The sequence below is a fragment of the Defluviimonas sp. SAOS-178_SWC genome (assembly GCF_039830135.1).
In the GTDB taxonomy this organism is placed as follows: domain Bacteria; phylum Pseudomonadota; class Alphaproteobacteria; order Rhodobacterales; family Rhodobacteraceae; genus Albidovulum.
The window spans coordinates 3,574,606-3,599,543 of the sequence record NZ_CP156081.1; the positions used below are offsets into that span (position 1 = coordinate 3,574,606).

Annotated in this window: 28 protein-coding genes; 20 read left to right on the forward strand and 8 right to left on the reverse strand. The window is 64.3% G+C overall.

Annotated features, from left to right (window positions below; genetic code table 11):
• Window positions 1-45: 45 nt before the first annotated feature.
• Complete coding sequence (locus V5734_RS18435) at window positions 46-1,233, reverse strand: aspartate aminotransferase family protein (protein ID WP_347311066.1); 1,188 nt, start codon at window positions 1,231-1,233, stop codon at window positions 46-48.
• Between the two features lie 548 nt (window positions 1,234-1,781).
• On the opposite strand from V5734_RS18435, the gene V5734_RS18440 reads away from it, so the two are divergent.
• The 5 genes from V5734_RS18440 to V5734_RS18460 all read left to right on the forward strand — a co-directional run bounded on the left by V5734_RS18440 (window position 1,782) and on the right by V5734_RS18460 (window position 6,194).
• The gene (locus tag V5734_RS18440) at window positions 1,782-2,363 is read left to right on the forward strand and encodes a GcrA family cell cycle regulator (RefSeq protein WP_347311067.1); all 582 of its coding nucleotides are present in this window, start codon (window positions 1,782-1,784) and stop codon (window positions 2,361-2,363) included.
• A gap of 80 nt (window positions 2,364-2,443) precedes the next feature.
• Window positions 2,444-3,370, forward strand: coding sequence for an ABC transporter ATP-binding protein (locus V5734_RS18445; protein ID WP_347311068.1), 927 nt, complete (start codon window positions 2,444-2,446; stop codon window positions 3,368-3,370).
• The gene (locus tag V5734_RS18450; RefSeq protein WP_347311069.1) at window positions 3,367-4,128 is read left to right on the forward strand and encodes an ABC transporter permease; all 762 of its coding nucleotides are present in this window, start codon (window positions 3,367-3,369) and stop codon (window positions 4,126-4,128) included. The genes V5734_RS18445 and V5734_RS18450 overlap by 4 nt, the downstream gene beginning before the upstream one ends.
• A gap of 78 nt (window positions 4,129-4,206) precedes the next feature.
• Window positions 4,207-5,577 carry a 30S ribosomal protein S12 methylthiotransferase RimO gene (gene rimO / locus V5734_RS18455; protein ID WP_347311070.1) on the forward strand — a complete coding sequence of 457 codons (1,371 nt, stop codon included), beginning with the start codon at window positions 4,207-4,209 and terminating at the stop codon, window positions 5,575-5,577.
• Window positions 5,574-6,194: a GNAT family N-acetyltransferase gene (locus tag V5734_RS18460; RefSeq protein WP_347311071.1), complete on the forward strand. Its 621-nt coding sequence runs from the start codon at window positions 5,574-5,576 to the stop codon at window positions 6,192-6,194. Before rimO ends, V5734_RS18460 begins: the two co-directional genes overlap by 4 nt.
• A 72-nt stretch (window positions 6,195-6,266) precedes the next feature.
• Here the strand turns inward: V5734_RS18460 and V5734_RS18465 are convergent, their stop codons facing one another.
• From V5734_RS18465 to V5734_RS18480, 4 genes are all read right to left on the reverse strand, one after another.
• A complete protein-coding gene (locus tag V5734_RS18465) occupies window positions 6,267-6,554 on the reverse strand; it encodes a hypothetical protein (RefSeq protein ID WP_347311072.1) in 288 nt (95 codons plus the stop codon).
• A gap of 67 nt (window positions 6,555-6,621) precedes the next feature.
• Window positions 6,622-6,984, reverse strand: coding sequence for a diacylglycerol kinase (locus tag V5734_RS18470; RefSeq protein ID WP_347311073.1), 363 nt, complete (start codon window positions 6,982-6,984; stop codon window positions 6,622-6,624).
• A gap of 111 nt (window positions 6,985-7,095) precedes the next feature.
• A complete protein-coding gene (locus V5734_RS18475) occupies window positions 7,096-7,374 on the reverse strand; it encodes a DUF6455 family protein (RefSeq protein WP_347311074.1) in 279 nt (92 codons plus the stop codon).
• Window positions 7,375-7,462: 88 nt separating this feature from the next.
• Complete coding sequence (locus V5734_RS18480) at window positions 7,463-8,167, reverse strand: M48 family metallopeptidase (RefSeq protein ID WP_347311075.1); 705 nt, start codon at window positions 8,165-8,167, stop codon at window positions 7,463-7,465.
• A gap of 172 nt (window positions 8,168-8,339) precedes the next feature.
• On the opposite strand from V5734_RS18480, the gene V5734_RS18485 reads away from it, so the two are divergent.
• Entirely contained in the window at window positions 8,340-8,576 is a 237-nt protein-coding gene (locus V5734_RS18485) for a hypothetical protein (RefSeq protein ID WP_347311076.1), read from the forward strand.
• Window positions 8,577-8,580: 4 nt separating this feature from the next.
• Here V5734_RS18485 and V5734_RS18490 read toward each other — a convergent pair whose 3' ends face one another.
• Both V5734_RS18490 and V5734_RS18495 read right to left on the reverse strand, forming a co-directional pair.
• On the reverse strand, window positions 8,581-10,014 hold the full coding sequence (locus V5734_RS18490; RefSeq protein ID WP_347311077.1) for a UbiA family prenyltransferase: 1,434 nt from the start codon (window positions 10,012-10,014) through the stop codon (window positions 8,581-8,583).
• Between the two features lie 10 nt (window positions 10,015-10,024).
• The gene (locus tag V5734_RS18495) at window positions 10,025-10,912 is read right to left on the reverse strand and encodes a lytic transglycosylase domain-containing protein (RefSeq protein WP_347311078.1); all 888 of its coding nucleotides are present in this window, start codon (window positions 10,910-10,912) and stop codon (window positions 10,025-10,027) included.
• Window positions 10,913-11,264: 352 nt separating this feature from the next.
• On the opposite strand from V5734_RS18495, the gene V5734_RS18500 reads away from it, so the two are divergent.
• The 14 genes from V5734_RS18500 (at window position 11,265) to V5734_RS18565 (ending at window position 23,291) form a co-directional block, all read left to right on the forward strand.
• Window positions 11,265-11,459, forward strand: coding sequence for a hypothetical protein (locus V5734_RS18500; RefSeq protein ID WP_347311079.1), 195 nt, complete (start codon window positions 11,265-11,267; stop codon window positions 11,457-11,459).
• A 321-nt stretch (window positions 11,460-11,780) separates the two neighbouring features.
• Entirely contained in the window at window positions 11,781-11,975 is a 195-nt protein-coding gene (locus V5734_RS18505; protein WP_347311079.1) for a hypothetical protein, read from the forward strand.
• Window positions 11,976-12,260: 285 nt separating this feature from the next.
• A complete protein-coding gene (locus V5734_RS18510; protein ID WP_347311079.1) occupies window positions 12,261-12,455 on the forward strand; it encodes a hypothetical protein in 195 nt (64 codons plus the stop codon).
• A 226-nt stretch (window positions 12,456-12,681) separates the two neighbouring features.
• Window positions 12,682-12,876, forward strand: a complete 195-nt coding sequence (locus V5734_RS18515; RefSeq protein WP_347311080.1) for a hypothetical protein — start codon at window positions 12,682-12,684, stop codon at window positions 12,874-12,876.
• A 242-nt stretch (window positions 12,877-13,118) separates the two neighbouring features.
• Complete coding sequence (gene cpaB, locus V5734_RS18520) at window positions 13,119-13,991, forward strand: Flp pilus assembly protein CpaB (RefSeq protein WP_347311081.1); 873 nt, start codon at window positions 13,119-13,121, stop codon at window positions 13,989-13,991.
• 241 nt (window positions 13,992-14,232) lie between these two features.
• Entirely contained in the window at window positions 14,233-15,645 is a 1,413-nt protein-coding gene (locus V5734_RS18525; RefSeq protein WP_347311082.1) for a type II and III secretion system protein family protein, read from the forward strand.
• Window positions 15,646-15,649: 4 nt separating this feature from the next.
• Window positions 15,650-16,324, forward strand: coding sequence for an OmpA family protein (locus V5734_RS18530; RefSeq protein WP_347311083.1), 675 nt, complete (start codon window positions 15,650-15,652; stop codon window positions 16,322-16,324).
• Between the two features lie 264 nt (window positions 16,325-16,588).
• Window positions 16,589-17,839, forward strand: a complete 1,251-nt coding sequence (locus V5734_RS18535; RefSeq protein WP_347311084.1) for an AAA family ATPase — start codon at window positions 16,589-16,591, stop codon at window positions 17,837-17,839.
• Window positions 17,840-17,854: 15 nt separating this feature from the next.
• Complete coding sequence (locus V5734_RS18540) at window positions 17,855-19,306, forward strand: CpaF family protein (protein WP_347311085.1); 1,452 nt, start codon at window positions 17,855-17,857, stop codon at window positions 19,304-19,306.
• 5 nt (window positions 19,307-19,311) lie between these two features.
• Window positions 19,312-20,280 (forward strand): type II secretion system F family protein, encoded by a 969-nt coding sequence (locus tag V5734_RS18545; protein WP_347311086.1) that lies wholly within the window; start codon window positions 19,312-19,314, stop codon window positions 20,278-20,280.
• A 15-nt stretch (window positions 20,281-20,295) separates the two neighbouring features.
• Window positions 20,296-21,285, forward strand: a complete 990-nt coding sequence (locus V5734_RS18550) for a type II secretion system F family protein (RefSeq protein ID WP_347311087.1) — start codon at window positions 20,296-20,298, stop codon at window positions 21,283-21,285.
• Between the two features lie 4 nt (window positions 21,286-21,289).
• Complete coding sequence (locus V5734_RS18555; RefSeq protein ID WP_347311088.1) at window positions 21,290-21,853, forward strand: tetratricopeptide repeat protein; 564 nt, start codon at window positions 21,290-21,292, stop codon at window positions 21,851-21,853.
• A 27-nt stretch (window positions 21,854-21,880) separates the two neighbouring features.
• Entirely contained in the window at window positions 21,881-22,741 is an 861-nt protein-coding gene (locus tag V5734_RS18560; protein WP_347311089.1) for a tetratricopeptide repeat protein, read from the forward strand.
• Between the two features lie 4 nt (window positions 22,742-22,745).
• Window positions 22,746-23,291 carry a prepilin peptidase gene (locus V5734_RS18565; RefSeq protein ID WP_347311090.1) on the forward strand — a complete coding sequence of 182 codons (546 nt, stop codon included), beginning with the start codon at window positions 22,746-22,748 and terminating at the stop codon, window positions 23,289-23,291.
• On the opposite strand, the gene V5734_RS18570 is transcribed toward V5734_RS18565, so the two are convergent.
• Window positions 23,261-24,883 (reverse strand): hypothetical protein, encoded by a 1,623-nt coding sequence (locus tag V5734_RS18570; protein ID WP_347311091.1) that lies wholly within the window; start codon window positions 24,881-24,883, stop codon window positions 23,261-23,263. The genes V5734_RS18565 and V5734_RS18570 overlap by 31 nt on opposite strands.
• Window positions 24,884-24,938: the final 55 nt, after the last annotated feature.

A 24,938-nucleotide genomic window follows, 5' to 3' on the forward strand; every position in this document is an offset into this window, starting at 1 on the left:
GTCTGGAGCCGGGGGCTGTCTGCCCCCGGACCCCCGAGAGTATTTTCAAACAGAAGAAGGGGTGAGGGCGAGTTGCGTGGCGGCCGCGTCGAGCCGTCGGACCGCCTCGGCGATCTCGTCGTCGGTGATCGTCAAGGGCGGCAGGAGCCGCAGCGCATCGTGAGCGGCGGGAACGGTGAGAACATGCTGGTCGTAGCCTGCCTTCACCACATCGACCGGGGCGACCTTGCAGACGAGGCCGAGCATCAGGCCCTGACCGCGCACCCCTTCGAAGACGTCGGGATGGGCGGCAACGAGTCCTTCGAGCTTTTGCCGGAAGAGCGCGGCCTTGCGGTTCACCTCTCCGAGGAAAGCCGGGTCGGCGATGATCTCCAGAACCTTGGCGCCGACGGCGCAACCAAGGGGATTGCCGCCATAGGTGGAGCCATGGCTACCCGCGACCATGCCGGCGGCGGCGCGTTCGCTGGCCAGGACCGCGCCGAGCGGGAAGCCGCCGCCGATGCCCTTGGCGACCATCATGATGTCGGGCGTGATCCCCGAAAATTCATGCGCGAAAAGCCGCCCCGTGCGGCCGACGCCGCATTGCACCTCGTCGAGGATGAGAAGCGCGCCCGTCTCGTCGCAAAGCTGGCGGATGGCCTTCATCTCGGCGTCGGTGAGTGGCCGGATGCCGCCCTCGCCCTGGATCGGCTCGACCATCACGGCGGCCGTCCGGTCCGATATCGCCTCCTTCAGCGCCGCGATGTCGGCCCAGGGCAACTGCCGGAAGCCCGGCATCAGCGGGCCGAAGCCCTTGACCATCTTCTCGGACCCGGCAGCAGCGATGGCGCCGGTCGAGCGGCCGTGGAAGGCCCCCTCGAAGGTCAGGATCTCGATCCGGTCGGGGTCGCCCTTCTCGTACCAGTATTTCCGCGCCATCTTGATGGCGAGTTCGGCCGCCTCGGTGCCGGAATTGGTGAAGAAGACGGTGTCGGCAAAGGTATGGGCGACGAGAAGGTCGGCCAGCCGCTGCTGCTCGGGGATCAGATAGAGGTTCGAGACATGCCAGAGCTTGCCGGCCTGTTCGGTCAGCGCGGCCACCAGATCGGGATTGGCATGGCCGAGCGCATTCACCGCGATCCCGGCGCCGAGATCGAGGTATCGCGACCCGCCCGCCTCGATCAGCCAGGAGCCCTCGCCCTTCACGAAGGAGAGGGGCGCGCGGTTATAGGTCGGCAGAACGGTCGGGATCATGCGAGAACTCCGATAGGGAAGGCCAAGGGGTGCCTCAAGGGGCGGGCCATGTCAACGATGTGAGGGGGGGTGTGGCGGGGCCACGGGGCGACGGACGTCAGGCGCGGATGCGGCGGCGTCGGGGACGGGCAAAAAGGCGGGTCCGGTGCGTCATGCCTGCCGCATATCGTCAAAGGGCGCGCCTGTCCATCGGGAATTCGTGCGCCGGACCATAGGCGCAACTGTCGAGAAACCGGCCGGGCGCGGCCCTGACGGCCCTGGGATTGTCTTTATGCACGATGTTGGACGCGTCGGAAATCAGAACATGCTCGAGCTGGCGCCGTTCCGGAGTCAGGCGGCAAAGGCACGGTCCGGGAATGCCGTGGCCGGTGATCCGGATCGCTGCCGCGCCGTCGCACGCGCCGCTCCCAAGTCAAATGCGCCCCTCCCCCTTGTCGCGGCCGCCCTGAGCTTGTATCTCAGTGCGTCCCGATTAGAATGGGACCAACCGAATTCAGGACCTGCCGGCCTCTTGCCGCCACTGCCGGTCCCAAACCCGAGGATCTGTCATGTCCTGGACCGACGAACGCGTCGAGACGCTGAAGAAGATGTGGGGCGAAGGCCAGTCGGCGAGCCAGATCGCAAAGGAACTGGGCGGCGTCACCCGCAATGCCGTGATCGGCAAGGTCCACCGCCTCGGCCTCTCGAACCGCGTCGGCGGCGCGCCCGAGCCCGTGAAGGCGAAGCCCGCCGACCCGGCGCCCAAACCGGAGGCCCGCCCCGCCGTCGCGAAACCCGCGCGGACGGAAGAAAAGCCCGCCGCCCAGCGCCCGGAACCCGCCCCGGTGGCCCCGCAGGCGGCACCGGGCCGCAAGCCGATCATTCCCGCAGGCCAGCCGCTGCCGCCGCAGCCCTCGGCCGGCGAAATTAGCCCCGAGGCGCTCGCCTCCGTCCGCGAGGTCGAGAAGAAGGCGCGTAAGATCAGCCTGATGGAACTGACCGAGCGCACCTGCAAATGGCCGATCGGCGACCCCGCGACCGAGGATTTCTGGTTCTGCGGCCTCTCCACCCAGCAGGGCAAGCCTTATTGCGAGGCCCATGTCGGCGTCGCATTCCAGCCGATGTCGTCGCGCCGCGACCGGCGGCGCTGATCGTGTCGGGAAGCGGCAAGAGCCCGCTTTCCTTCGCCGCGCCCAAGGTCTAGCCTGCCGCACGCGAGCAGGAGACTTCCATGAGCCCGATCATCGAGGTCAGCGACCTTTCCAAGACCTATGCCAGCGGCACGGCCGCCCTGTCGGGCGTGACGCTCGATATCCGCGAGGGTGAGATCCTCGCACTGCTCGGCCCGAACGGCGCCGGCAAGACGACCTTCATCTCGATCCTTTGCGGCCTCGTCACGCCGACGGGCGGCAGCGCCCGGGTCGGCGGGCACGACATCGTGCGCGACTATCGCGCGGCGCGGGCCCTCATCGGCCTTGTGCCACAGGAAATCGCGGTGGAGCCGTTCGAGACGGTGATGAATACGCTGCGGTTTTCGCGGGGGCTGTTCGGACGGCGACCGGATGACGCGCATCTGGAGAAGGTGCTGAAGGCGCTCACGCTCTGGGACAAGCGCGATGCGCGGCTCAACGAGCTTTCGGGCGGCATGAAACGCCGTGTGCTGATCGGAAAGGCCCTCTCCCACGGGCCGCGCGTACTCTTCCTCGACGAACCGACGGCGGGCGTCGACGTGAACCTGAGGCGCGAGATGTGGTCGGTGGTCCGCGACTTGCAAAAATCGGGCGTGACGATCATCCTGACCACCCACTACCTCGAAGAGGCCGAGGAGATGGCCGACCGGATCGGCATCATCGACAAGGGGCGGCTGCTGCTCCTGGAAGACAAGGCGAAGCTCATGCACGAATTCGGCCGCAAGCGGCTGGTCGTGGAACTGGTGGAACCGCTCGCGGAACTGCCCTCGACGCTGACGGGGCAGGATCTCACGCTTTCGGCGGATGGTACTCATGTCAGCTACGACTATGACACGCGCGCCGACCGCAGCGGCATAGCCCGGCTTCTGGCGGGGTTCGCCGCGGCAGGCATCGGCGTGCGGGATCTGGAGACCGAGCAGAGCTCACTCGAAGACGTGTTTCTGAGACTGGTGGAGGAAGGCGCATGAACTGGCAGGCCATGCGGACGATCTTTCAGCACGAAATGGCCCGGTTCTGGCGGACGCCTTGGGAGTCGCTCGCCTCTCCGGTCGTTTCGACCGTCCTCTATTTCGTCGTCTTCGGGGCGGCGATCGGGGGACGGATCCAGTCGGTCGAAGGTGTCACCTATGGCGCCTTCATCGTGCCGGGGCTGATCATGCTGACGGTGTTGCAGCAGTCGATCGCCAATGCCTCCTTCGGGATCTTCTTTCCGAAGTTCGCAGGCACGATCTACGAAATCCTCGCCGCTCCGGTGTCGTTCATCGAAGTCGTGCTCGGCTATGTCGGCGCGGCGGCGCTGAAATCGGTGATCATCGCGGTGGTGATCTACCTGACCGCGCTGTTCTTCGTCGATCTTCCCGTTGCTCACCCAGTCTGGGCACTGGCGTTCCTGATCCTGACGGCCTTCAGCTTCTCGCTCTTCGGGTTCCTGCTCGGCATCTGGGCCAAGGACTGGCAGCAGCTGCAATTCATCCCGCTGATGGTGGTGACCCCGCTCGTCTTCCTCGGCGGCGCCTTCTATTCCGCCTCGATGCTGCCGCCCTTCTGGGAAGGGGTCGCCCGGTTCAACCCGGTCCTCTATCTCGTTTCGGGCTTCCGTTGGTCGTTCTTCGGGCAGGCGGATGTGCCCGTCGCAGCGTCTTTGCTGGCGGTCTCGGTCTTCCTCGGCCTCGGAATCTGCGCTGTCTGGTTCATCTTCCGCACCGGCTGGCGGCTTCGGGCCTGACACCTCATTCCCGCGCATCGGGAAATTCCTTGGGCGAAGCATCTTCCCGCCTTCACCGCGTTCCATTATATGGCGCGGATGCCCATGAACCCGCCGAACCTTCGCCCCGACCTCGCGCCGAAGCCCGTCTTCGATACCGCTGCACGTCCAGGACAGCCGAGGATCGGCATGGTTTCGCTCGGTTGCCCGAAGGCGCTGGTGGACAGCGAGCGGATCCTGACCCGGCTCCGCGCGGAAGGCTATGCGATCTCGCCCGACTACGGCGGCGCCGACGCGGTCATCGTGAATACCTGCGGCTTCCTCGACAGCGCAAAGGCCGAGAGCCTTGAAGCGATCGGCGAGGCGTTGACGGCGAACGGCAGGGTGATCGTGACCGGCTGCCTCGGAGCCGAGCCCGATTATATCACCGGCGCGCATCCCTCCGTCCTTGCCGTCACCGGCCCGCATCAGTACGAACAGGTGCTCGACGCCGTCCACGCCGCCGTGCCGCCCTCGCCCGATCCGTTCGTCGATCTTCTTCCGGCGACGGGCGTCAGCCTGACGCCACGCCACTACAGCTACGTGAAGATTTCAGAAGGCTGCAATCACAAGTGCCGCTTCTGCATCATCCCCGACATGCGCGGCCGGCTCGTTTCCCGCCCGGCCCACGCGGTCGTGCGAGAGGCGGAAAAGCTGGTCGAGGCGGGGGTGAAGGAGCTTCTGGTCATCAGTCAGGACACCTCGGCCTACGGGGTGGACCTTAAGCATGCCGAGGCGAAGGGACACCGGGCGCATATCACCGACCTCGCCCGCGATCTGGGAAGCCTCGGCGCCTGGGTGCGGCTCCATTACGTCTATCCTTACCCGCATGTGCGCGATCTGATCCCGCTGATGGCAGAGGGATTGATCCTGCCATACCTCGACATTCCCTTCCAGCACGCCCACCCGGATACGCTGAAACGGATGGCGCGGCCAGCGGCCGCGGCGAAGACGCTGGACGAGATCGCCGCCTGGCGCGCCATCTGCCCCGAGATCACCCTGCGCTCCACCTTCATCGTCGGCTATCCCGGCGAGACCGAGGAAGAGTTCCAGACCCTCCTCGACTGGATGGACGAGGCGCAGCTCGACCGGGTGGGCTGCTTCCAGTATGAAAACGTCGCCGGCGCGCGGTCGAATACGCTGCCGGACCATGTCGCCGCCGACGTGAAGCAGGAGCGGTGGGAGCGGTTCATGGAAAAGGCCCAGGCGATTTCCGAAGCGAAGCTCGCGGCGAAGGTTGGCAGCCGGATCCAGGCCATCGTGGATACCGTTGACGAGGAAGGCGCAACCTGCCGGACGAAGGCCGATGCCCCCGAGATCGATGGCAACCTCTTCATCGACGAGGGGTTTGAAACCCTGTCGCCGGGAGATATCGTGACAGTCGAAGTCGACGAGGCCGGGGAGTACGACCTCTGGGGTCGCCTCGCGTGACGGCGATCCGCTTCGACGAGGCGCGGCCGGAAGATCTCGACACGGTGATCGCGATCTCGGCGATGACCCACCGGGAGCATCAGGACCGTCTGCCCGAGGCCTTTCCCCCCGGCCTTGACAACGAGCTGAACCAGATGTTCCGGGATCATTTCAAGGCGCCTCATGGCGCGCCGGCCTTTCCTGCGACCCGGATCCTTCTTTGCCGCGACGGCGGCCGCATCGTCGGTCATGCCTTCCTGCGCGTTCAGCGGTTCGACCGGCAGACCGACGATCACGACGTGGTCGGCACGGTCCTCGATATCTCCCTCCTGCCGGAGTACCGGCGTAAGGGGCTCGGCACGCGGCTTCTCGACGAGGCCCGGCAGACTTTGAAAGAGATGGGGGCGACCCGGGTCGATGCCCATATCTGGCGCGGCAACCACGCCTCGGCCGCGACCTTCAGGGGCCAGGGTTTCGAGATGCTCTACGGCCTTTACGTTCAGCGCCTGTCAGAGCCGGTGGCCGGTCGGGTCCACCGGGCCGAAAAGCCCGAGACCTGGCGCGGAAAGATGCTGATCGGAAGCCTCGCGCTCAACCTCTTCCTCCTCCTCTGGCTCATGGTCTTCCTGAACCGGTGACCCCTCGCGTTCCGGGATCCTGGCCCGCCACCGCCGGGAGCAAGCGGGGCGGGCCATCGGCATGCGCGCACCCTACCCGCGCGACACGCTGTAAAGGATCCAGCCCTGATACCGGGCCACTTCGACGGCTCCGGTCTCGGACACGAATGCGGCGGCCGCGCCGCCTCCGCCCGGACAACCGACGAGGTCGGCGCTGTCGTCGAGGAACTGGTTGGTAAAAGCGTTCTCGCCCACCCGTTTGCAGAGGTCACCGGGGCTTCGATAGCCGCTCATCACCGGCAGCGGATCGCCGACCGGAACCGGCGCCGTGCAGGCAGCCAGGGCGAAGGGAACCAAGAAGGAAGCAATAACAGGACGCATCGTGAACACTCCTTCCGCGCCTCGAAAGCATATCACCGACCTGCCCCCATGACGATACGGGTATCCCCTACCCCAAAAGGATGACGAGCCAAGCCAGGCCGCCCGCGCTTGCCGTAAGCGCAACGGCAGCCGAGCCGCAATCCTTGGCCTTCCCCGCGCGCGGATGCCGCTCGGGCGAGGCGAGGTCGACAATCTCCTCGATCGCCGTGTTGAAAAGCTCCGCCGCAAGGACCAGCAGACCGAGTGCCACGATCAGCGCCCGCTCACCCGTCGTGAGGTCGAGCGAAAACGCGAGCGCCACCGACAGGAGGTTGATCACACTCCATTGCCGAAGTGACTTTTCGCTCGCCCAAGCCGCCCGCCACCCCTGGAGCGACCAGCGGCAGGTGTTGGCGAAGCGCCGGATTTCGCCGCCGATGAATGCGCGCATGAATCCCTCCCGCATCGTTTCGGGCAACGTAACGGGTGCCGCAGCGCCCTGCCAATCGGGAACCGCGCGCCGGATGACCGGCGGTGGCGGGAATGTCACGGGTACCGGCGGTCAGACGATGCCGCGCAGACCTTCGAGAACGGCACGGTTGGCGCACCAGTCCGGGGCCTCGGCGGCGGTTCGGTCATGCCCGGGCTGGCCGCGCAGGGCCTGTCCCTCGTCGCAGACCCGGCACATCTCCAGCATCGCGCGGAAATCGTCAGGTGTCAGGATTCCGGCCTGCACCGCGCAGCCGACGTCGACCCCGTGGCGCCGCGTCTCTTCCTCGGTCAGGAAATACGGCAGGTCCGGCACCTCCGTTTGTGCGGAAATCGAAACGACCTTGCCCATCGCGATGCTCCTTTACGCGCGCGTGATGGCTTCAGCATCGGGCCGCAACCAGTCGTGCCGCAATGATCTGGATCAAGCGCGGACGCCGTTATCGGAGCCCAGCCAATGTCCGCCGCACAGTTTCGATGCGGCTGGCATTCGGCGGGTGGGTGCCGAGGAACTGGTTGCCGGGATCGGGAATGCGCGTGAAGAACACGGCGCCACGCTCGGGGTCGTAGCCGGCATCCCAGGCCAGGATGGTACCAAGCGCATCGGCCTCCAGCTCGAAATCCTTTGCATAGCGCCGCGCGCCGAGTGTGCCGCCGAGATCCTGCGCGCTTCGGACAGCCTCCGGATCCCCGCCGCTCGCCGCGGTCAGGACGCCAAGAACCAGCGCCCCGGTCATGGCCGTCTGTCGCTGGCGCGGAATATGTTCGGCAATATGGTGGGCCGCTTCATGGCCGAGGACGAAGGCGATTTCGTCCTCGTTCCGCGCCTCGGCGATGAGCGGCAGGGTGAATGCGATGATTGGCCGTCCGTTCGGGTCGAGCGTTTGATAGGCATTCGGCGGCTGACGAGGGCGGTCGTCGACGACGATGCGGAAATCGCAGTTGTTCCCGACGCTGCGAGCACGGCATTCGCGTTCGATCACCGGCTCCATCCGCGCGACGACGGACATGAAGTTGCTGGCGGCCACATCGGGCGCAACCGGCGGCGCGGCCCCATAGCTGACAGAGGATGGCGCGGACACCGGCGGTGCCGGCTCCACGCATCCGGACAGCGCGAGAAAGACGAAGACTAGCGTTCTTTTCATAAGCCTCTCCGGGGCTTTTGGCTGCTCATGTCTGCCGCGCGAATCCTACCGTCCCGAGGCGGATCGCGAAAGCCCCCGAAATACGGCAGTTTTTTCGGGTGGGGTCCGCCCGGGCCTTCCCCGCGCACTTCAGTCCATTGAGGACCGGCCGGCATCGCGCTAGACTGAATTCATGTTTACCATCGAGCACGATTTCGACGCCACCGTGATTACCCTCGTCGACGAGGGTAGCCCGCATCTTGAAGAAGATGTGACGATCCAGACGTTCGAGGAATGCGTCACGATCGAGCAATTCGATCCGCGCCGCGACGAGGTGGTAAAGATCGTCATGTCGATGGCCCAGGTGCGCGAACTGGCGGCCGCGCTCAACCTTCCGGAAGGCGTCTACCGGCTTTCGCCGAAGCGCTAGAGCCTCAGCCCCCGAACCACTGCGACCAGAGCCCGGCGGCCCAGAACATCAGGCTGAGCGTGATCATCAGGATGCCAATGCCGAACTTGTCGCGCATCGCGAAGACGATCGGGTCGTAATCCTGCTTGCCGAACCAGCCGAGCATCACCATCCGCACGAGCCAGAGCGTCATCGGGATCATCGCGAGCCAAAGGATCCAGGTCGTCGGATAAAGCTCCTGCCCCTGATCGCTGATCGAATAGAGAAAGAAGATGAGGACGGCGCCGATCGTGCCGAGCCAGGCGACGTTGAGAAGATCGCCCCGGTCCGGCCGTCCGTAACCCCGCCCCGGCAATCGTTCGTCCGAGGTCGCGAGCGTCAGTTCCGTCAGCCGCTTTACGCATCCGAGCGTGATGAAGATCGGGAAGATGAAGATCAGCATGTAGATCGAGACCTCGACCTGACCGGCCGCGGCTCCGGCGATCACCCGGATCGTGTAGAGCGCTGCCAGGGTCGAGATATCCACCCAGCGCAGCCGCTTCAGCTTCAACGAATAGGCGAGCGAGGTGACCATGTAGAGCACGACGACCCCGAAGAACGCCCAGTTGAGCGCCGCCGCGACCCCGAGCGCGAGGAGCATGAGCCCCCCGAACGTGGCCATCCCGACCGCAATCGGCACATCGCCGCTGGCAAATGGCCGCCGGCATTTCGTCGGATGCAGCCGGTCGGCTTCGAGGTCGAGAAGATCGTTGACGATATAGATGGAGGAGGCGGCCGCGGAAAACGCGACGATGCCCCAAAGGATCGGAACCAGTGTCACCAGATCGAAACGGTGCGCCGCGATCATGGCGAGGAGGAGCAGGACGTTCTTGACCCACTGATGCGGCCTCATCGCCTTCAGGAGCGCCCGCCAGCTCCAGCCACCCGCCAGCTCGACGACGTTCTGCCCCCGCGCCGCCAGTTCCCGCGCGCGCGGCACCCGGCCGACGACCAGCGCGTTTTCGGCCTTTTCCCAGACCGCCATGTCGACCGCGTCGTCGCCAGCATAGTCGAAGCCGCCCTCGCCATAGGCCGCCACCAGCGCCTTGGCCTTGTGGGCGCCCTTGAGGTTCGTCGTCGAGTCCGAAGCGAAAACCGTCTCCGACAGCCCGTATTCCCCCGCCAGCCGCTCCACGAGGCGACGATCGGAGGCGGAGGCCAGCACCACCTCGCGCCCCGCCATCCGGCTTCTGAGGGCGAGGTCGGCGACCTCGGGATTGACCGGCAGAAGGTCGGTGCGGATCGGCGCAATCTCCACCAGTTCGGCCTTGAGCCGCTCCGGATGGCGGAAATGCAGCGCCGCGGCGCGCAACGTCGCGATCGGATCGTGGCCAAGCCCCGCCCAGAACGACTCGAACAGCATGTCGGTCTTCAAAAACGTGCCGTCGACGTCGAGGACGAGCGGCTTCACTTCGGTCATCTTCGGAAACTCATCCTTTCACGGCGAACACGCAGCCGTCCGTCACCAGTTCCGGCGGGGTGACGCACAGTCCGCGCGCCACCGCCCAGGCCGCCAGGACCTTCGGCACATAGGCCCGGGTTTCCGCGTAGGGCGGCACCCCGCCATTGTTCTTCACCGCGTTCTCGCCGGCATTGTAGGCGGCGAGCACCATCAGCGGATCGCGGTTGAATTCCTTCATCAACCAGTCGAGATAGGCAACCCCGCCCTTGATATTCTGGATCGGATCGGTGCTGTCCGAGACGCCGAACCGGTCCGCCGTCGCCGGGATGAGCTGCATGAGCCCCACCGCCCCGGCGGTCGATACCGCGTCCTTGCGCCCCGCGCTTTCGATGCCGATGACGGCGAGGACAAGCGCAGGCGACACCTCGGTGCCGATCGTCGCCTTGAGGATCTCGGTGCCGTGCGCGGCGGCGATGTCCTGAAGGTGCTGAAGACGGGGGGCGGCGACGGACTTGCCGCCCGGCCCCTGCGTCAGCGCGGAAAGCGCGGTCGAGAACCGGCCGGCCCCGTCGGCGAGCGTCGGCGAAACGACATTCCAGTACCAGTCGAACGCACTCGGCTGCGGCAGCGCCGGTTCGAGCCCCGGCGCGACGCCGCCGCGCGGGATCGGATGTTCCGGGGGCGGCAGCCGCGTAGCGAGCCTGCGCGCCTGTTCCTCGGGATCGATCTGGACAGTGATGCGCTTTGCCCCGGTCGCCGACACTGAGGCCGATCCCTTCGGCGCGCTGATCCGCTTGAACGTGAAATCCGGATACCCGTTCGCCGCCGTTTTCGCCGGGGTCTCGGCCGACGCGACATTCGCCGCGAGCAACAGGGCGGCGCCACACGATAGTACCGGTCCGATGCTTTTCAGCATGCCGCCTGTCCTGACTGCTCTTGTTTTTTCTTGCCCCACTTGTCTCAGAAAACCAGAGGCCGGACTAGCATTTCCGTGCTTGACGGCGCCGGATTCGCTGAAGATTCGGCCTTTTGGCAACAGGCAAAACCAGCGAATACGGTCACGAATGAAGATTTTTATCTATTAAAAACAGAGTTTTACATGCAAATTTCGAAAAAGTGACCGCAACTATAAAATGTACGACCAATGCCCAACTCCTGCCACGATTCGACGGCCTCATAAGCCCATGCCGCGACGGAGACGGGACTTGGTGTAACTCCCCGGACGACACGGAGCGGATGGTGTAACGGGCGAACCTACGGAGAGAGACATGAAACTGTTCAAGCTTGCGAAGAAGTTCAACAACGAAGAAGACGGCGCCGTGACTGTCGACTGGGTCGTGCTGACCGCCGCCGTCGTCGGCCTCGGTGTGGCCGCCCTGGCCGCCGTCAAGAAGGGCACCGGCTCCCTCACCACGAAGATCAACAACTACCTGTCCAGCCAGTCGATCAACTCGACCTTCTGATCCCGGATCGGACAAGACCAGCAAAGGCCGCGCCCCTCCGGGCGCGGTTTTTTTGCATCCAAGGGCTGGGTGACGATTCCCGCCCGGGTCCGGCGGCCGCAGCGCGTCCGGCATACTGACGCCCGACAGGAAACACCCGGACCTCATCGTTTCCAAACTCCCCGAGATTTACATGGAAATGCACGACACGCGCCCAAGTTGTGTCACGATTCGAGAGCAAAACAGTCTCATGCCGCGACGGAGACGGGGCCGGATGAAGACCCGGCAATACGGTTCGCGGATGGAGCAAAAGCGAACCTTAAACCTACTACGGAGAGAGACATGAAACTGTTCAAGCTTGCGAAGAAGTTCAACAACGAAGAAGACGGCGCCGTGACCGTTGACTGGGTCGTGCTGACCGCCGCCGTCGTCGGCCTCGGTGTGGCCGCTCTGGCCGCCGTCAAGAAGGGCACCGGCTCCCTCACCACGAAGATCAACAACTACCTGTCCAGCCAGTCGATCAACTCGACCTTCTGATCCCGGACCGGACAAGACCAGCAAAGGCCGCGCCCCTCGGGGCGCGGCCTTCTGCTTTGACGCGTGGACGCCGGTGGCGGTGCAGCTGCGCGCGGCGTCCGCCTCGACCACACGGCGCGTTACGTCAAGCCCTGATGAAATGCCCGCGTATTGCACGATGTCCGCCCAACTTGCGTCACGATTCGCGGGCAAAACACCTCCATGCCGCGACGGAGACGGGACCTGGCGTAACTCCCCGGACGACACGGAGCGGATGGTGTAACGGGCGAACCTACGGAGAGAGACATGAAACTGTTCAAGCTTGCGAAGAAGTTCAACAACGAAGAAGACGGCGCCGTGACCGTTGACTGGGTCGTGCTGACCGCCGCCGTCGTCGGCCTCGGTGTGGCCGCCCTGGCCGCCGTCAAGAAGGGCACCGGCTCCCTCACCACGAAGATCAACAACTACCTGTCCAGCCAGTCGATCAACTCGACCTTCTGATCCCGGATCGGACAAGACCAGCAAAGGCCGCGCCCCTCCGGGCGCGGTTTTCTGTTTCCACCAGCGCCACGAGTCGTTTCGCTTTTGCTATCGCATAGCGCGAAAATGAACGACCACTGCCCAAATCATGCCATCTTGGCAGGCTTTACTTGGATCAAGGGCAAAGGGCGACATACGAGTTCGGAAGCCGGCACGGCGACGGCCTCTCTACAAAACGGAGCATGTGATGAAGATTTGGAGGATGATCTCGCGGTTTCAGGCTGACGAAGCCGGCGCGGTGACCGTCGACTGGGTCGTGCTGACGGCAAGCGTCTGCGGACTGGTGGCGTTGGCGATGGCGGGGCTCAAGGGCAACATGACCAGCATCGGTCAGAAGACCGAGCAGTTCCTATCCGCCCAGACGATCAACACGACGTTCTGATCGCATCCCACGCGGAAGAACTGTTCCGGCAAGAATTAGAGCGCTCCGCGAACGGGGCGCTCTCAGCCATTCGGGACTGGAAAAAGAGCAGGAATGTTTCCAGTCTCGGCAAGATTCCACCCAACCGGCGTGCTTTGACCACCATTTCGCCGTATTCCATTCGGATATTCCACGCTAAAGAGGCGCGCGAGTCTGCCGGGATCCGGCGAGCGTGCTTTGCCTGATCGACGAAAGGAACGACTATGCGTCTGGTATTTGGTTTGGTTTTGGTACTGGGTGTCGCGTTGGCGGGCTTTGCCGTCTACATGGCCCAGGGCTTCATCGCCCAGACCCAGGCTGAGCGGGACCGGCTTGCTGCGGAGCAGGCGCGGGCAGTGCGTCTGGTTGATGTCGTTGTCGCCAAGAAGGCGATGAACTACGGCGACCGGTTCACGCGGAACGATCTCGAAGTGATCAAGGTGCAGGCCGGCAAGGTGCCGGCCGGTACTTTCACCACCGTCGTCGCCCCGCAAGGTGGCGACAAGTCGGTCGTTCCGGTCTTCTGGGAAGGCGAGACCCGGCCCCGCGCGGCGTTGCGCAGCTATGAACCGTTCGAGCCGATTCTCGGCGCCAAGGTGACCGAACCCGGCATCGACGCGGGGATCAACGCCAACCTCTCTGCCGGCATGCGCGCCTTCGCGGTCAACGTCGACGTGACGTCGGGCGTCTCGGGCTTCCTGCGCCCGGGCGACCGCGTGGACGTCTACTGGTCGGGCGCGGTCAATGGCCAGGACGTGACGAAGCTGATCGACGAAGCCGTCCGGCTCATCGCGATCAACCAGAGCGCCGATGCCGACCGCAGCGAGGAAACCGTGATCGCTCGCACCGTGACGGTCGAGGCGACGCCGAAACAGATCGCGGCACTGGCGTTGGCCCAGCAGACGGGCCGGCTGACTCTGTCGCTTGTCGGCACCGGCGATGTCGAGCAGGTCGGCGCGATCGAGATCGACCGCAAGACCCTTCTCGGGATCGTGGAGGCCGCGCCGGTCGCGGCGCCCGAACCGGAGAAGGTCTGCACCATCCGCACCAACAAGGGCGGCGAGATCATCGAAACGGTGATCCCCTGCACAAACTGACCCGATCCGCGGCATGCGGTTCAACCGGGCGCCGGCCACCACATGGTGTGGCCGGCGCCTTCGCATTTTACTACTGCTTCCCGACTGTTGCGGCTTGTCCACATAAAGACGTCGGCGCAACACGTTGATTCTTGCAAAAAAACGTGTCTTCCCGCATTGTGACTGCAATCTGGGCGATAAAGACCCCTTCAAGCGGGCATCAAAGACCCATCAATGAGGCGTGATCGGAGAGGCAGGTCACATGAGCATGAACAGACTATTTGCGGCAGGAATGCTGGGCGTTTCGCTCACCATGACGGCCATCCCATCCGCTCAGGCGGAAACCCTGAAAATCATCAACGGCTCGGTATCGAGCGCGCTTACCGTACCGATGAACCGCGCGGTGGTTGTAGAATCCGACCAGCCATTCGCGGAGCTGTCGATCGCCAATCCCGGCATTGCCGACATCTCGACCCTTTCGGACAAGTCGATCTACGTGCTCGGCAAGGCACCGGGGCGCACGACACTGACGCTTCTGGCGCCGGACGGGAAGTTGATCACCAACGTGGATGTCCAGGTCTCGCTCGACGTCGCCGAATTCAAGGAGCGGCTGCAGCAGATCCTTCCGGGCGAGAAGATCGAGGTTCGCACAGCGAACGACGGCATCGTGCTTTCGGGCGTCGTGTCCTCGACCGCGAAACTCGACCGTGCGCTCGATCTAGCCGAACGCTACGCGCCCGACCGGGTTTCGAACCTCATGAGCGTCGGCGGCGTCCAGCAAGTCATGCTGAAGGTCCGCTTCGCGGAAATGCAGCGGTCCGTCACCAAGCGCCTGAGCTCGAGCCTCGGCGTGTCGACGCCGGATCCGACGCGGTCCGTCAACGTAGAGGCTGGGACCGGCGCCAACCTCAATGGTGCGGTCAGTGTCGCGCGCGGCGGCGGCTTCACGACGGCTCAGACCGGCGGCTTCGGCATCGGTTTCACGGCCGGCAGCGTCCAGTTCGGTATCCTGCTCGAAGCGCTTGAGAGCAAGGGGCTCGTGCGCACGCTTTCGGAACCGAACCTGACGGCCCTCTCAGGCCAGGAGGCGAAATTCCTTGCCGGCGGCGAATATCCGATCCCGGTTCGCAACACCAATGATACCGTGACGGTCGAATACAAGCCCTTCGGCGTTGAATTGGCATTCACGCCGCGCGTCGTCGATGGCGACGTGATCAACCTGATGATCAACGCGGCTGTGTCGAGCATCGACACCACGGTGCAGACCAGCGTCGGAACGGGCATCACGCTCAACGCCTTCAAGCGGCGCGAGGCCGAAACCACCGTGGAGATGCGAGACGGCGAAAGCTTTGCGATCGCCGGTCTTCTTCAGGACGACTTCAACGACTCGAGCGGCCAGATCCCCTGGCTCGGTGACGTTCCGGTGCTCGGCGCGCTGTTCCGTAGCGCCGACTTCCAGCGCAACCAGACCGAGCTCGTGATCATCATCACCCCGCACCTCGTTTCGCCGACGCGCGGCGAGGCGCTGGCCCTGCCGACCGACCGGGTGAAGGCGCCCACCGAAGCCGAACTCTTCCTCTTCGGCAAGACCGCATCGCAGGGGGCGTCGAAGGGTGCCATCGGTGAAGTTGCCCGTCAGGACTATTCCGGGTCCTACGGCTATGTGATGGAGTGAGACGATGCAGAAGCGTGTGAGCCTTCTCCTTCTTTCGACCGGCCTTGCGGTGATGGCGGGCTGCTCGAAGGAAACCAACATCGCCCGGTCCTTCTATTCCGAAGCCGGTTCCGAGATCGAAACCCGCGATTTCGGCAATGCGACCATGAACAACACCATGGTCCAGTCTGGCGAGCGGTCCTACATCATCGACCTGACGCGGCGGTTCGCGGCCGATGTGCCGAACACCGTGAACTTCGCCTTCGACAGCGCGGTTCTCGATGCCGGCGCACAGGCGGCCCTGATGCAGCAGGCCGACTGGATCCGGCAGTTCCCGGAAGTCCGCTTCCGCGTCTACGGCCATACCGACCTCGTGGGCTCAAACGCCTACAACAAGGGGCTCGGCCTGCGTCGCGCGAATGCGGTCGTCGCCTTCCTCTCGACCCAGGGCATCAGCCGCTCGCGGCTCGAGGCGGTGGTCTCCTACGGCGAAACCCAGCCTCTGGTCTTCGTGCAGAGCGAGGAACGGCGCAACCGTCGCACCGTGACCGAAGTGTCCGGGCTGGTCGAAAAGAACCCCGCCCTCCTCAACGGCAAATATGCCGAGGTGATCTTCCGCGAATACGTCCAGAGCGCCCAGCCGATCCACACCCAGGAAGAGGTGTCCGGCGGCGGTCAGGCCGCGGGTTCCGGCGGTTGACGCGAAACGACGCGATTGTTTCTACCTTTGGGCGGTCTTTGGCAACAAAGGCCGCCCTTTCCTTTTGATCGTGTCCAGAAATCGCATATTTACGATCTTTTAGCCCAAATCTTGCCAAGATTTTCACGGAGTTTCGAAACTCGGGAGTAATGGCGTGGCCTCAGAGTCGCGCTGGGTGGTTGGAATTTGGACCGTGGTGATTCGATGCAAGAGCGCGACAAACGGAACCAGAATTCGGCCCCGCGTGAAAAAGGACGTGTGGGAATGAGCAGTGTAGCAGCCTTGCAGCCGGAACCGGCACCGATCGTCGCGTGCACGATTTCGCGCGATGTCAGCAACTTCGACCTACTGATCGAAGACATGGAAACCGAGCTTGGGGAAAGCTGGGGCGACCTGACCTTCGACGATGCGGTCCTCTTCCTGAACCAGCCCGACGCCGATTCGCTCGAATTCGTCGCCATCGCTGTCGATGCGCAGGATGAAAACGACCTCGCCCGGATCTCCGGAATCATCACCACTGCCAAGGACAAGGGCCTTAAGGTGATCCTCATCGCCGAAGAGGTCAGCCCGATCGCGCTTCACCAGCTTCTCAAGCTCGGCGCCGATGATTTCGTCCCCTACCCGCTTCCCGAGAATGCCCTGCACGACTCGATCGAGCGTCTGCACAAGGCACCGGCCGCGGACATGGTCCTGCACGACGCCCCCGCGTCGCCAAGCTTCAAGCCCAGGGGCGACCGGGACGGGGTCATCCTGCCGGTCCACGGACTTGCCGGCGGCACCGGTGCCACTACCCTCGCGGTGAACCTCGCCTGGGAGCTTGCGACCGTCCAGAAGGACAACGCCCCCCGCGTCTGCCTGCTCGACTTCGATTTCCAGTACGGCTCGGTCTCCACCTATCTCGACCTGCCGCGCCGCGAAGCGGTTTACGAGATGCTGTCCGATACCGCCTCGATCGACAATGTGAGCTTCCTTCAGGCGCTCCTGAGCTTCAACGACAAGATGCATGTCATGACCGCGCCGTCGGAAATGCTGCCGCTCGACATCGTCACCTCCGAAGACATCAACCGGGTTCTCGACGTGGCGCGGGCGAACTTCGACTTCGTCGTCATCGACATGCCCTCGACGGTCGTCCAATGGACCGAGGCGGTCTTGAACCACGCCCATGTCTACTTCGCGACGATGGAGCTCGACATGCGTTCGGCCCAGAACACGCTGCGCATGATCCGCGCGCTCAAAGCCGAGGAACTCCCCTACGAGAAGCTGCGCTACGTTCTCAACCGGGCGCCGAAGTTCACCGACCTGTCCGGCAAGGGCCGCGTCAAGCGGTTGGCGGAAAGCCTTGATATCACGATCGAACTGCAGCTCCCCGACGGGGCCAAGCAGGTGACGCAGTCCAACGACCACGGCCTGCCGCTGGCCGAGACCGCGGCCAAGAACCCGCTCCGCCGTGAAATCGCGAAGCTCGCCAAGTCGATCTTCGACGTCAACGTGGCAGCGGAAGCGGCCACTGCCTAACACCGGGAGCCTGAGATGTTTTCTCGCTACAAGAAGCCCACCGCCGCAGCTCCGGCACCTGCCGCCACCGCGAAGCCCCAGGCCGCCGCGCCCGCATCGGGTGAAGGCGGCCGCCCGGCCATCGCGCGACGTCCCATGGCCGGAAACGCCACGGCGCCGGCCCAGGCCCTGGCGATGGACAAGGAGAAGAAGCGCAAGGAGCGGATGGGCGAGTTGAAAGTGGAGCTGCACAAGCGGCTTCTCGACAACCTCAACCTCGGCGCGCTGGAACACGCCACCGAAGCCGACCTGCGCCAGGAAATCGTCTCGATCACGACCGAGGCGCTGGAAGACATGAGCGTCGTTCTCAACAAGGACGAGCGCTCCACCCTCTTTCAGGAGCTTTATCACGAGGTCATGGGCCTCGGCCCGCTGGAGCCGCTGCTTCAGGACGACACGGTCAACGATATTCTCGTCAACGGCCCGCAGCAGGTCTTCGTCGAACGCGCCGGCAAGCTCGAGCTGACCGACACGACGTTCAAGGACGAACGCCACCTTCTCAGGATCATCGACAAGATCGTGTCGGCCGTGGGTCGGCGCGTTGATGAATCGAACCCCTATGTCGACGCCCGCCTTGCGGACGGTTCGCGTTTCAACGCGATGGTGCCGCCCATCGCGGTCGACGGCTCGCTCGTCTCCATTCGTAAGTTCAAGAAGGAAAAGCTCGCGGTCGACGACCTCGTCCGCTTCGGCGCCTTCACCGAAGAGATGGCCGCCTATCTTCAGGCCGCCGTCTCGACCCGCCTCAACGTCATCGTCTCGGGCGGTACGGGTTCCGGTAAGACGACCACGCTCAACGCCCTCTCCTCCTTCATCGACAACTCCGAACGGATCCTGACGATCGAGGACACGGCGGAACTTCAGCTCCAGCAGGTCCATGTGGGCCGGATGGAAAGCCGCCCCGCGAACGTCGAGGGCAAGGGCGCCGTCACCCAGCGCGACTGTCTGAGGAACGCGCTCCGGATGCGTCCCGACCGCATCATCGTCGGCGAAACGCGCGGCGAGGAAGTCATCGACATGCTCCAGGCCATGAACACCGGCCACGACGGGTCGATGACCACGATCCACGCGAACTCCGCCCGCGACGGCATCAGCCGTCTGGAAAACATGATCGCGATGGCCGGGATCGAGATGCCGATCAAGGCCGTGCGCTCGCAGATCGCCTCGGCCGTCAACCTCATCGTTCAGGCCTCGCGTCTGCAGGACGGCTCGCGCCGCATGACCTCGATCACCGAGATCACCGGCATGGAAGGCGACGTCATCTCGATGCAGGAGATCTTCCGCTACGAACGGCTCGGCCTTGCGCCCGACGGCAAGATCATCGGTCGCTTCACCGCGACCGGCGTGCGCTCCGCCTACGCGGACCGCTTCCGGTCCTGGGGCTATGACCTGCCGCCATCGATCTACGAACCCATTGCAGCGGAGTAACGCGCATGATCATCAGCCCGACACCAATCATCTACGGCCTGATCTTCCTTGCCGTTCTCCTTCTGGTCGAGGGCATCTACCTTGTCGTCTTCGGCAAGTCGATCTCGCTCAACTCCAAGGTCAATCGCCGGCTCGACCTTCTGGAAAAGGGGGGGCAGCGCGAACAGGTCCTGGAACAACTCCGCAAGGAAGCCAGCCAGCACCTCAAGGCAAAGGGCATCCCGCTCTATTCGATCCTTGCGGCCAAGGCCCAGAAGGCAAACATCGCATTCTCACCCAAAGCCCTGGTGGCCATCATGGGGCTTCTGTCGGTGGTCGCTTTCCTCGGCCTCAAGATCGGCACCGCGGCCTCGACCCCGGTGCAGATCGCCGTCTCCATCGTGATGGGGATCGGCGCGGTCTATTTCTGGGTCAGCAAGAAGGCCAAGAAACGCATGGACCTCGTCGAGGAACAGCTTCCCGATGCGGTCGAACTGATGGTGCGGAGCTTGCGTGTCGGCCACCCCTTCTCCTCGGCGATCCAGATCGTCGCGAAGGAGGTTCCCGACCCGCTCGGCACCGAATTCGGCATGATCGCCGACGAAAGCGCCTATGGCCGCGAAGTGTCCGAGAGCCTCAAGGACCTGGCCGAACGCATGGACATGCAGGATCTGCGCTTTCTTGCGGTGGCGGTCACGATCCAGCAGCAGTCGGGCGGCAACCTCGCCGAGATCCTCGACGGCCTGGCCAAGGTGATCCGGGCGCGCTTCCGTCTCTTCCGGCGGGTCCGCGCCATCACCGCCGAGGCGAAATGGTCGGGCATGTTCCTGTCGATGTTCCCGCTCGGCGTGCTGGCCGTGATCCAGATTCTGAAGCCGGACTATTTCGACACGGTGAAGAACACGGCGGCCTTCGTGCCGGCCGCGCTCATCGTCTTCACCTTCCTCGCCATCAACGTCGTCTTCATGAAGATGATGGTCAACATCAAGGTCTGAGGGGGCCACACCGTCATGCTGAGCACGATCAACGACTTCCTGATCGAGAAGATGGGCCCGCTTGGCCCGCTCTTCGCCGTTGCCGTCCTCGGCATCGTCCTGGTGGCCATGACGCTGCCGACGATCCTGAAGAAGCGCGCCGATCCCTATGCAAAGCTTCGCGACACGTCGCGCCCGTCGGGCAATGCGTCGAATCGTCCGACGACCGAAAAGAAATCGCTGCGCGCGTCCAAGGGCACCGACAAGCTCGACAAGTTCGCGAGCTTCCTCGAACCGAAGTCCGAGGAAGAGATGAGCACGTCGCGGCTCAAGATGACCCGCGCCGGCTATCGCGGCAAGAACGCGGTCCGCACCTTCCACGCGATCCAGTTCATCCTGGGCATCGTATTCCTGCTTGTCGGCGTGATCTACGCGATCGTCGCCTCGACCACGGACGACGTCTCCACGACGAAACTGATCCTCGCGGTGATCCTTCCCGGCGCGATCGGGTATTACCTGCCGAAATACTGGCTCGAACGCCGCATCCAGTCGCGCCAGCAGGAGATCCAGAACGGCTTTCCGGACGCGCTCGACATGCTTCTCGTCTGCGTCGAGGCCGGCCAGTCGCTCGACCAGGGCATCATCCGGGTGTCGAAGGAACTCAAGACCGGCTATCCCGCGCTCGCCGAGGAATTCGAGATCGTCGCGCAGGAAATCAAGGCCGGCAAGGACAAGAGCACGGTGCTGCGCGCCTTCTCCGAACGCTCCGGCGTGCCTGACGTCGCCTCCTTCGTGACGGTCATGATCCAGTCGCAGACCTTCGGCACCTCGATCGCCGAGGCGCTCCGGGTCTATGCGGGCGAAATGAGGGACAAGCGCGTGATGCGGGCCGAGGAAGCGGCCAACAAGCTGCCGACGAAAATGACGCTCGGGACGATGATGTTCACGGTGCCGCCGCTCCTGATCATCCTTGTGGGTCCGTCGGTCTACGATATGATGCAGCTGTTCGCGAATTTCTCACCCTGAGACGATGGCACTACGCATAACGGTTCTTCTGTTCGCAGCCGGATTGCTGGCCGCCTGTCAACCGACAGGCGGCCTTCCCGCGAATGGCGGCTCCCCCTTCGCGCCGTCAGGGCCCGCGCGGGGCGAGGCGGTCGACGGCCTAATTGTGGGCCACCGCCTGATGGCGGCGGGCGAGTACGAACTGGCACTCAAGGCCTATTACCGCGCGGCGGCCGACCGCGGCATGACCATCGACACGCTGTCGGCCCTCGGCTCCGCCAACCTCCGGCTCGGACGGCTCGGCCAGGCCGAGCGGCTCCTGCGGCGCGCGGTCAAGGAGGATGAGACCTTCGTGCCGGCCTGGAACAATCTCGGCGTCGTTCTGATGGAGACGGGCAAGTATGCCGAGGCGAGCCGGGTCTTCCGCACCGCCTTCGCCCTCGATAGTGGCCAAACAGACTCCATCCGCGAAAATCTGCGCCGCGCGCTCGCCAAGATCGAGGAACCGTCCTATGATATCAGCGATACAGGTGAATTCTCTTTGGTGAGGCGTGGCAACGGGCAATACCTGCTCCTCACCACACATTGAGGCAAGAAGCAGCAAAGGACGCATGAAATGCGCCACCCTATCCTGATTTCTCTCTGCATCGCAGGGGTTGCGGCCCTGTCGGCCTGCCAGAAGGCGTCCGATGCCGAGGTCGACCGCGCGATCAAGGACGTCAATGTCATCGACGAAAGCAACCTCAACGACGTCATGCTGACGGTGGCCGACCCGGACGAGGCCGTGGCCTATTTCCAGAGGACCGCCGACGCCAATCCCGACCGCATCGACGTGAAGCGGGGTCTGGCGAAATCGCTGGTCCGCGCCAAGAAGCCGTCCGAGGCGGCCCTGGTCTGGAAGTCGGTGATCGACAGCCGCGAGGGCACGAACGAAGACCGCGTCGCCCTTGCCGACGCACTCATCCGCGCCAACGAGTGGAAGAAGGCCGAGGCCGAACTCAACATGATCCCGCCGACCCACGAGACATACGAGCGCTACCGGCTGGAGGCGATGGTCGCCGACGCCAACAAGAAATGGAAGAAGGCCGACAGTTTCTACGAGACGGCGTTTGGGCTCACCACACAGCCGTCGGGCGTCCTCAACAACTGGGGCTATTCGAAGTTGACCCGCGGAGATTTCGGCGGCGCCGAAAAGCTCTTTGCCGAGGCGCTGACCTATGACAGCTCCAACTTCACGACCAAGAACAACCTCGTCCTCGCCCGCGCGGCGCAGCGGCAATACGATATGCCGATCGTGCCGATGACACAATCCGAACGGGCCGAATTGCTCTACACGGCGGCGCTGACGGCGATCAAGCAGGGCGACGTAACCATCGGCAAGGGGCTTTTGGAAGACGCGGTCGAGACCAGCCCGCGCTATTTCGAACAAGCCGCCCGCGCGCTTGAGACGATCAATGCCAGCGTGGTGAAAGGCTGACCCAATGCTCGGACTGACGGCGCCACAGGCGTATCTCGCTCTTCTGCTCACGGTTCTGCCGGTCTGCGCCTGGGTCGCATGGTCCGATCTCAAGACGATGAAGATCCCCAACAAGGCGGTCATGGCGCTGCTCGCGATCTATGTCGTGGTCGGGCTTCTGGTGATCCCGTTCGAGTTCTGGGCCTGGCGCTGGGCCAACTTCGTCGTCGTCCTTGCCATCGGCTTCGTGCTGAACGCCGTTGCGAATGTCGGCGCCGGCGATGCCAAGTTCGCTGCCGCCGCCGCGCCGTTCTTCTCGCAGCGGATCGAGCATCTCCAGCTCATCCTGATCCTGCTCGCGGCCTTCCTGCTCGGCGCCTTCGCCGCGCATCGGCTGATGCGCGCGGTTCCGGCCGTTCGGGCAGCAACGCCCGACTGGGTGAGCTGGACGCGCAAGGATTTTCCGATGGGCCTCGCGCTCGTCGGGACGTTCCTGACCTATCTCGTCTTCATGGCCTTCCCCGGCGTCCTGGCGGCGCTTCAGGGGGCGATCGGCTCGACCAGTATGTAAAGCGGGCTCCTGTGCACCTCGCGCAGGGCCCACCCCCCCTCCTCCAGTGATTTGAGCATCGAGGAGCGGAGAGAGAACGCCATCGGGCAAAGCGGCACGACGAGGTAGTCGGCATTCTCGATCCCCGGAAGGCCGCCATAATACCAAGGCGCCGCCCCTTTCACGGTCTTGAAATCGCCGAACATCCAGTAGGCTGAATAAAGGTCCGTTCCCATCAGCGCGGAGCCGGAATAGCCCGCCGCCATCAGGTCGTCGGTCGCCAGTTCGAACCATGCGGAGATGCCGCCCTCAAGCTGGCATTCCGGAAGTTCCTCGCCGTTCAGGACGGGCACGTCCTCGCGCTTGGCGAATTCACGGTAGCTGGCGAAAGGGTCGCCCGGCTGGTCGTAGGGGCGTTTGAGGTTGGCGGTGTAGAGCCGCGAGGCGGGCGTCAGAACGTCGTCGGCAAGAGGCAACCGCGGCAGGAGCGGTACCACATCCGTCGTGTCGGAGGCCATGTGGCGCCAAGGGCTGAAGGCGAGGTTGATCGCTGACGGCGCGCCGAAGCAGAGGGCCGCCACCCCGGTAAAGGTCAGGGCCGCGCGCAGATCCCAGCCGCAGCCGTTGATGGTGCCCGGCTCCGGCCGCAGCACGAACGCGAACATCGCCAGCAGATACAGCCATTGCGGGTCGTTGCCGAAATTCTGGTAGGCGACGTAGAAGCAGCCTGGCATCAGCACCAGAAGCGTCAGCCCCTCGACCGACCGGCCCGCCTGACGGAGAAAGATCACCCCGGCGACCAGCGCGAGGCTGCCGCCCATGTAGAGCGGCGCAACGATCACGTCGATCAGGCTTTCGCCCGGCGCCTGCCGCGCGTCGCCGGTGGCGACGGTCAGCAAGTCCTGAAGGTAGGCAAGCCAGAAGTCCGTCCCCGCGAGAGCGGTGACGAAGGCCGCGACGGCAAGCCCCGCGATGGCGGCCGCCAGGATCATCACCCATTGCCGGCGCGCCAGGAGCGCCACCAGCACGCCGGGTGCAAAGGCCGCGAAGTAAGTGACCTTGGTCAGGACCAGAACCGCCATCCCGAGCCCGATCAATGCCCCGTCGAGCCAGGGCCTTGGCCGGTCCAGCGGCGCCAGCACCGCGAGCGGGATCGCGATATAGCTTACCGCCCACGCCCAGCGGTTGTAATGCATGGAAATCGACGTCGCGCTCTGTGCCTCGCCGTGCACGAGGGCGAGACAGAGAAGCATGACGAAGCCGCCATAGGCATAGGGCCAGATCCCGGTGAGCCGGCTCATCGCCACCCGCATCACCGGCAGGAAAAGCACGACGGCGACAAGGATCTGCGCATAGAAGATCGCATGGCCCAATCCCGCCCCCGCCTGGATGAAGACCGAGATCGGCGCAAGCGCCAGAATTCCGATCGGCGTCATGAAATCGACATGCGGCCACTGCCCGTCGGCCATGCGCAACACAAGCTCTGCCAGATGCATCGTGTCGCCCTCGTGCTTGCCGAGATAGAAGGCGCCTTTCAGAAGCGGCGCGCCGCCGAGGATCAGCACGAGGGCCGCCATGAAGGCCGCCAGAACGGGGCTGCGGGGTCTGCTCATTAGGGCCTCTAGTCCAGAATTGTTTCCATTTTTTGGCCACAATAACCCGGCAGAC

Excerpts from the sequence above, each read along its gene's own strand:
- V5734_RS18445 (WP_347311068.1), top strand. The coding sequence starts at position 2,444 with ATGAGCCCGATCATCGAGGTCAGCGACCTTTCCAAGACCTATGCCAGC.
- V5734_RS18490 (WP_347311077.1), bottom strand. The coding sequence starts at position 10,014 with ATGACCGAAGTGAAGCCGCTCGTCCTCGACGTCGACGGCACGTTTTTG.
- V5734_RS18545 (WP_347311086.1), top strand. The coding sequence starts at position 19,312 with ATGATCATCAGCCCGACACCAATCATCTACGGCCTGATCTTCCTTGCC.
- V5734_RS18525 (WP_347311082.1), top strand. The coding sequence starts at position 14,233 with ATGAGCATGAACAGACTATTTGCGGCAGGAATGCTGGGCGTTTCGCTC.
- V5734_RS18505 (WP_347311079.1), top strand. The coding sequence starts at position 11,781 with ATGAAACTGTTCAAGCTTGCGAAGAAGTTCAACAACGAAGAAGACGGC.
- V5734_RS18560 (WP_347311089.1), top strand. The coding sequence starts at position 21,881 with ATGCGCCACCCTATCCTGATTTCTCTCTGCATCGCAGGGGTTGCGGCC.
- rimO (WP_347311070.1), top strand. The coding sequence starts at position 4,207 with ATGCCCATGAACCCGCCGAACCTTCGCCCCGACCTCGCGCCGAAGCCC.
- cpaB (WP_347311081.1), top strand. The coding sequence starts at position 13,119 with ATGCGTCTGGTATTTGGTTTGGTTTTGGTACTGGGTGTCGCGTTGGCG.
- V5734_RS18480 (WP_347311075.1), bottom strand. The coding sequence starts at position 8,167 with ATGAAAAGAACGCTAGTCTTCGTCTTTCTCGCGCTGTCCGGATGCGTG.
- V5734_RS18535 (WP_347311084.1), top strand. The coding sequence starts at position 16,589 with ATGAGCAGTGTAGCAGCCTTGCAGCCGGAACCGGCACCGATCGTCGCG.
- V5734_RS18510 (WP_347311079.1), top strand. The coding sequence starts at position 12,261 with ATGAAACTGTTCAAGCTTGCGAAGAAGTTCAACAACGAAGAAGACGGC.
- V5734_RS18570 (WP_347311091.1), bottom strand. The coding sequence starts at position 24,883 with ATGAGCAGACCCCGCAGCCCCGTTCTGGCGGCCTTCATGGCGGCCCTC.
- V5734_RS18470 (WP_347311073.1), bottom strand. The coding sequence starts at position 6,984 with ATGCGCGCATTCATCGGCGGCGAAATCCGGCGCTTCGCCAACACCTGC.
- V5734_RS18515 (WP_347311080.1), top strand. The coding sequence starts at position 12,682 with ATGAAGATTTGGAGGATGATCTCGCGGTTTCAGGCTGACGAAGCCGGC.
- V5734_RS18540 (WP_347311085.1), top strand. The coding sequence starts at position 17,855 with ATGTTTTCTCGCTACAAGAAGCCCACCGCCGCAGCTCCGGCACCTGCC.
- V5734_RS18440 (WP_347311067.1), top strand. The coding sequence starts at position 1,782 with ATGTCCTGGACCGACGAACGCGTCGAGACGCTGAAGAAGATGTGGGGC.
- V5734_RS18565 (WP_347311090.1), top strand. The coding sequence starts at position 22,746 with ATGCTCGGACTGACGGCGCCACAGGCGTATCTCGCTCTTCTGCTCACG.
- V5734_RS18500 (WP_347311079.1), top strand. The coding sequence starts at position 11,265 with ATGAAACTGTTCAAGCTTGCGAAGAAGTTCAACAACGAAGAAGACGGC.
- V5734_RS18495 (WP_347311078.1), bottom strand. The coding sequence starts at position 10,912 with ATGCTGAAAAGCATCGGACCGGTACTATCGTGTGGCGCCGCCCTGTTG.
- V5734_RS18475 (WP_347311074.1), bottom strand. The coding sequence starts at position 7,374 with ATGGGCAAGGTCGTTTCGATTTCCGCACAAACGGAGGTGCCGGACCTG.
- V5734_RS18485 (WP_347311076.1), top strand. The coding sequence starts at position 8,340 with ATGTTTACCATCGAGCACGATTTCGACGCCACCGTGATTACCCTCGTC.
- V5734_RS18555 (WP_347311088.1), top strand. The coding sequence starts at position 21,290 with ATGGCACTACGCATAACGGTTCTTCTGTTCGCAGCCGGATTGCTGGCC.
- V5734_RS18465 (WP_347311072.1), bottom strand. The coding sequence starts at position 6,554 with ATGCGTCCTGTTATTGCTTCCTTCTTGGTTCCCTTCGCCCTGGCTGCC.
- V5734_RS18450 (WP_347311069.1), top strand. The coding sequence starts at position 3,367 with ATGAACTGGCAGGCCATGCGGACGATCTTTCAGCACGAAATGGCCCGG.
- V5734_RS18435 (WP_347311066.1), bottom strand. The coding sequence starts at position 1,233 with ATGATCCCGACCGTTCTGCCGACCTATAACCGCGCGCCCCTCTCCTTC.
- V5734_RS18550 (WP_347311087.1), top strand. The coding sequence starts at position 20,296 with ATGCTGAGCACGATCAACGACTTCCTGATCGAGAAGATGGGCCCGCTT.
- V5734_RS18530 (WP_347311083.1), top strand. The coding sequence starts at position 15,650 with ATGCAGAAGCGTGTGAGCCTTCTCCTTCTTTCGACCGGCCTTGCGGTG.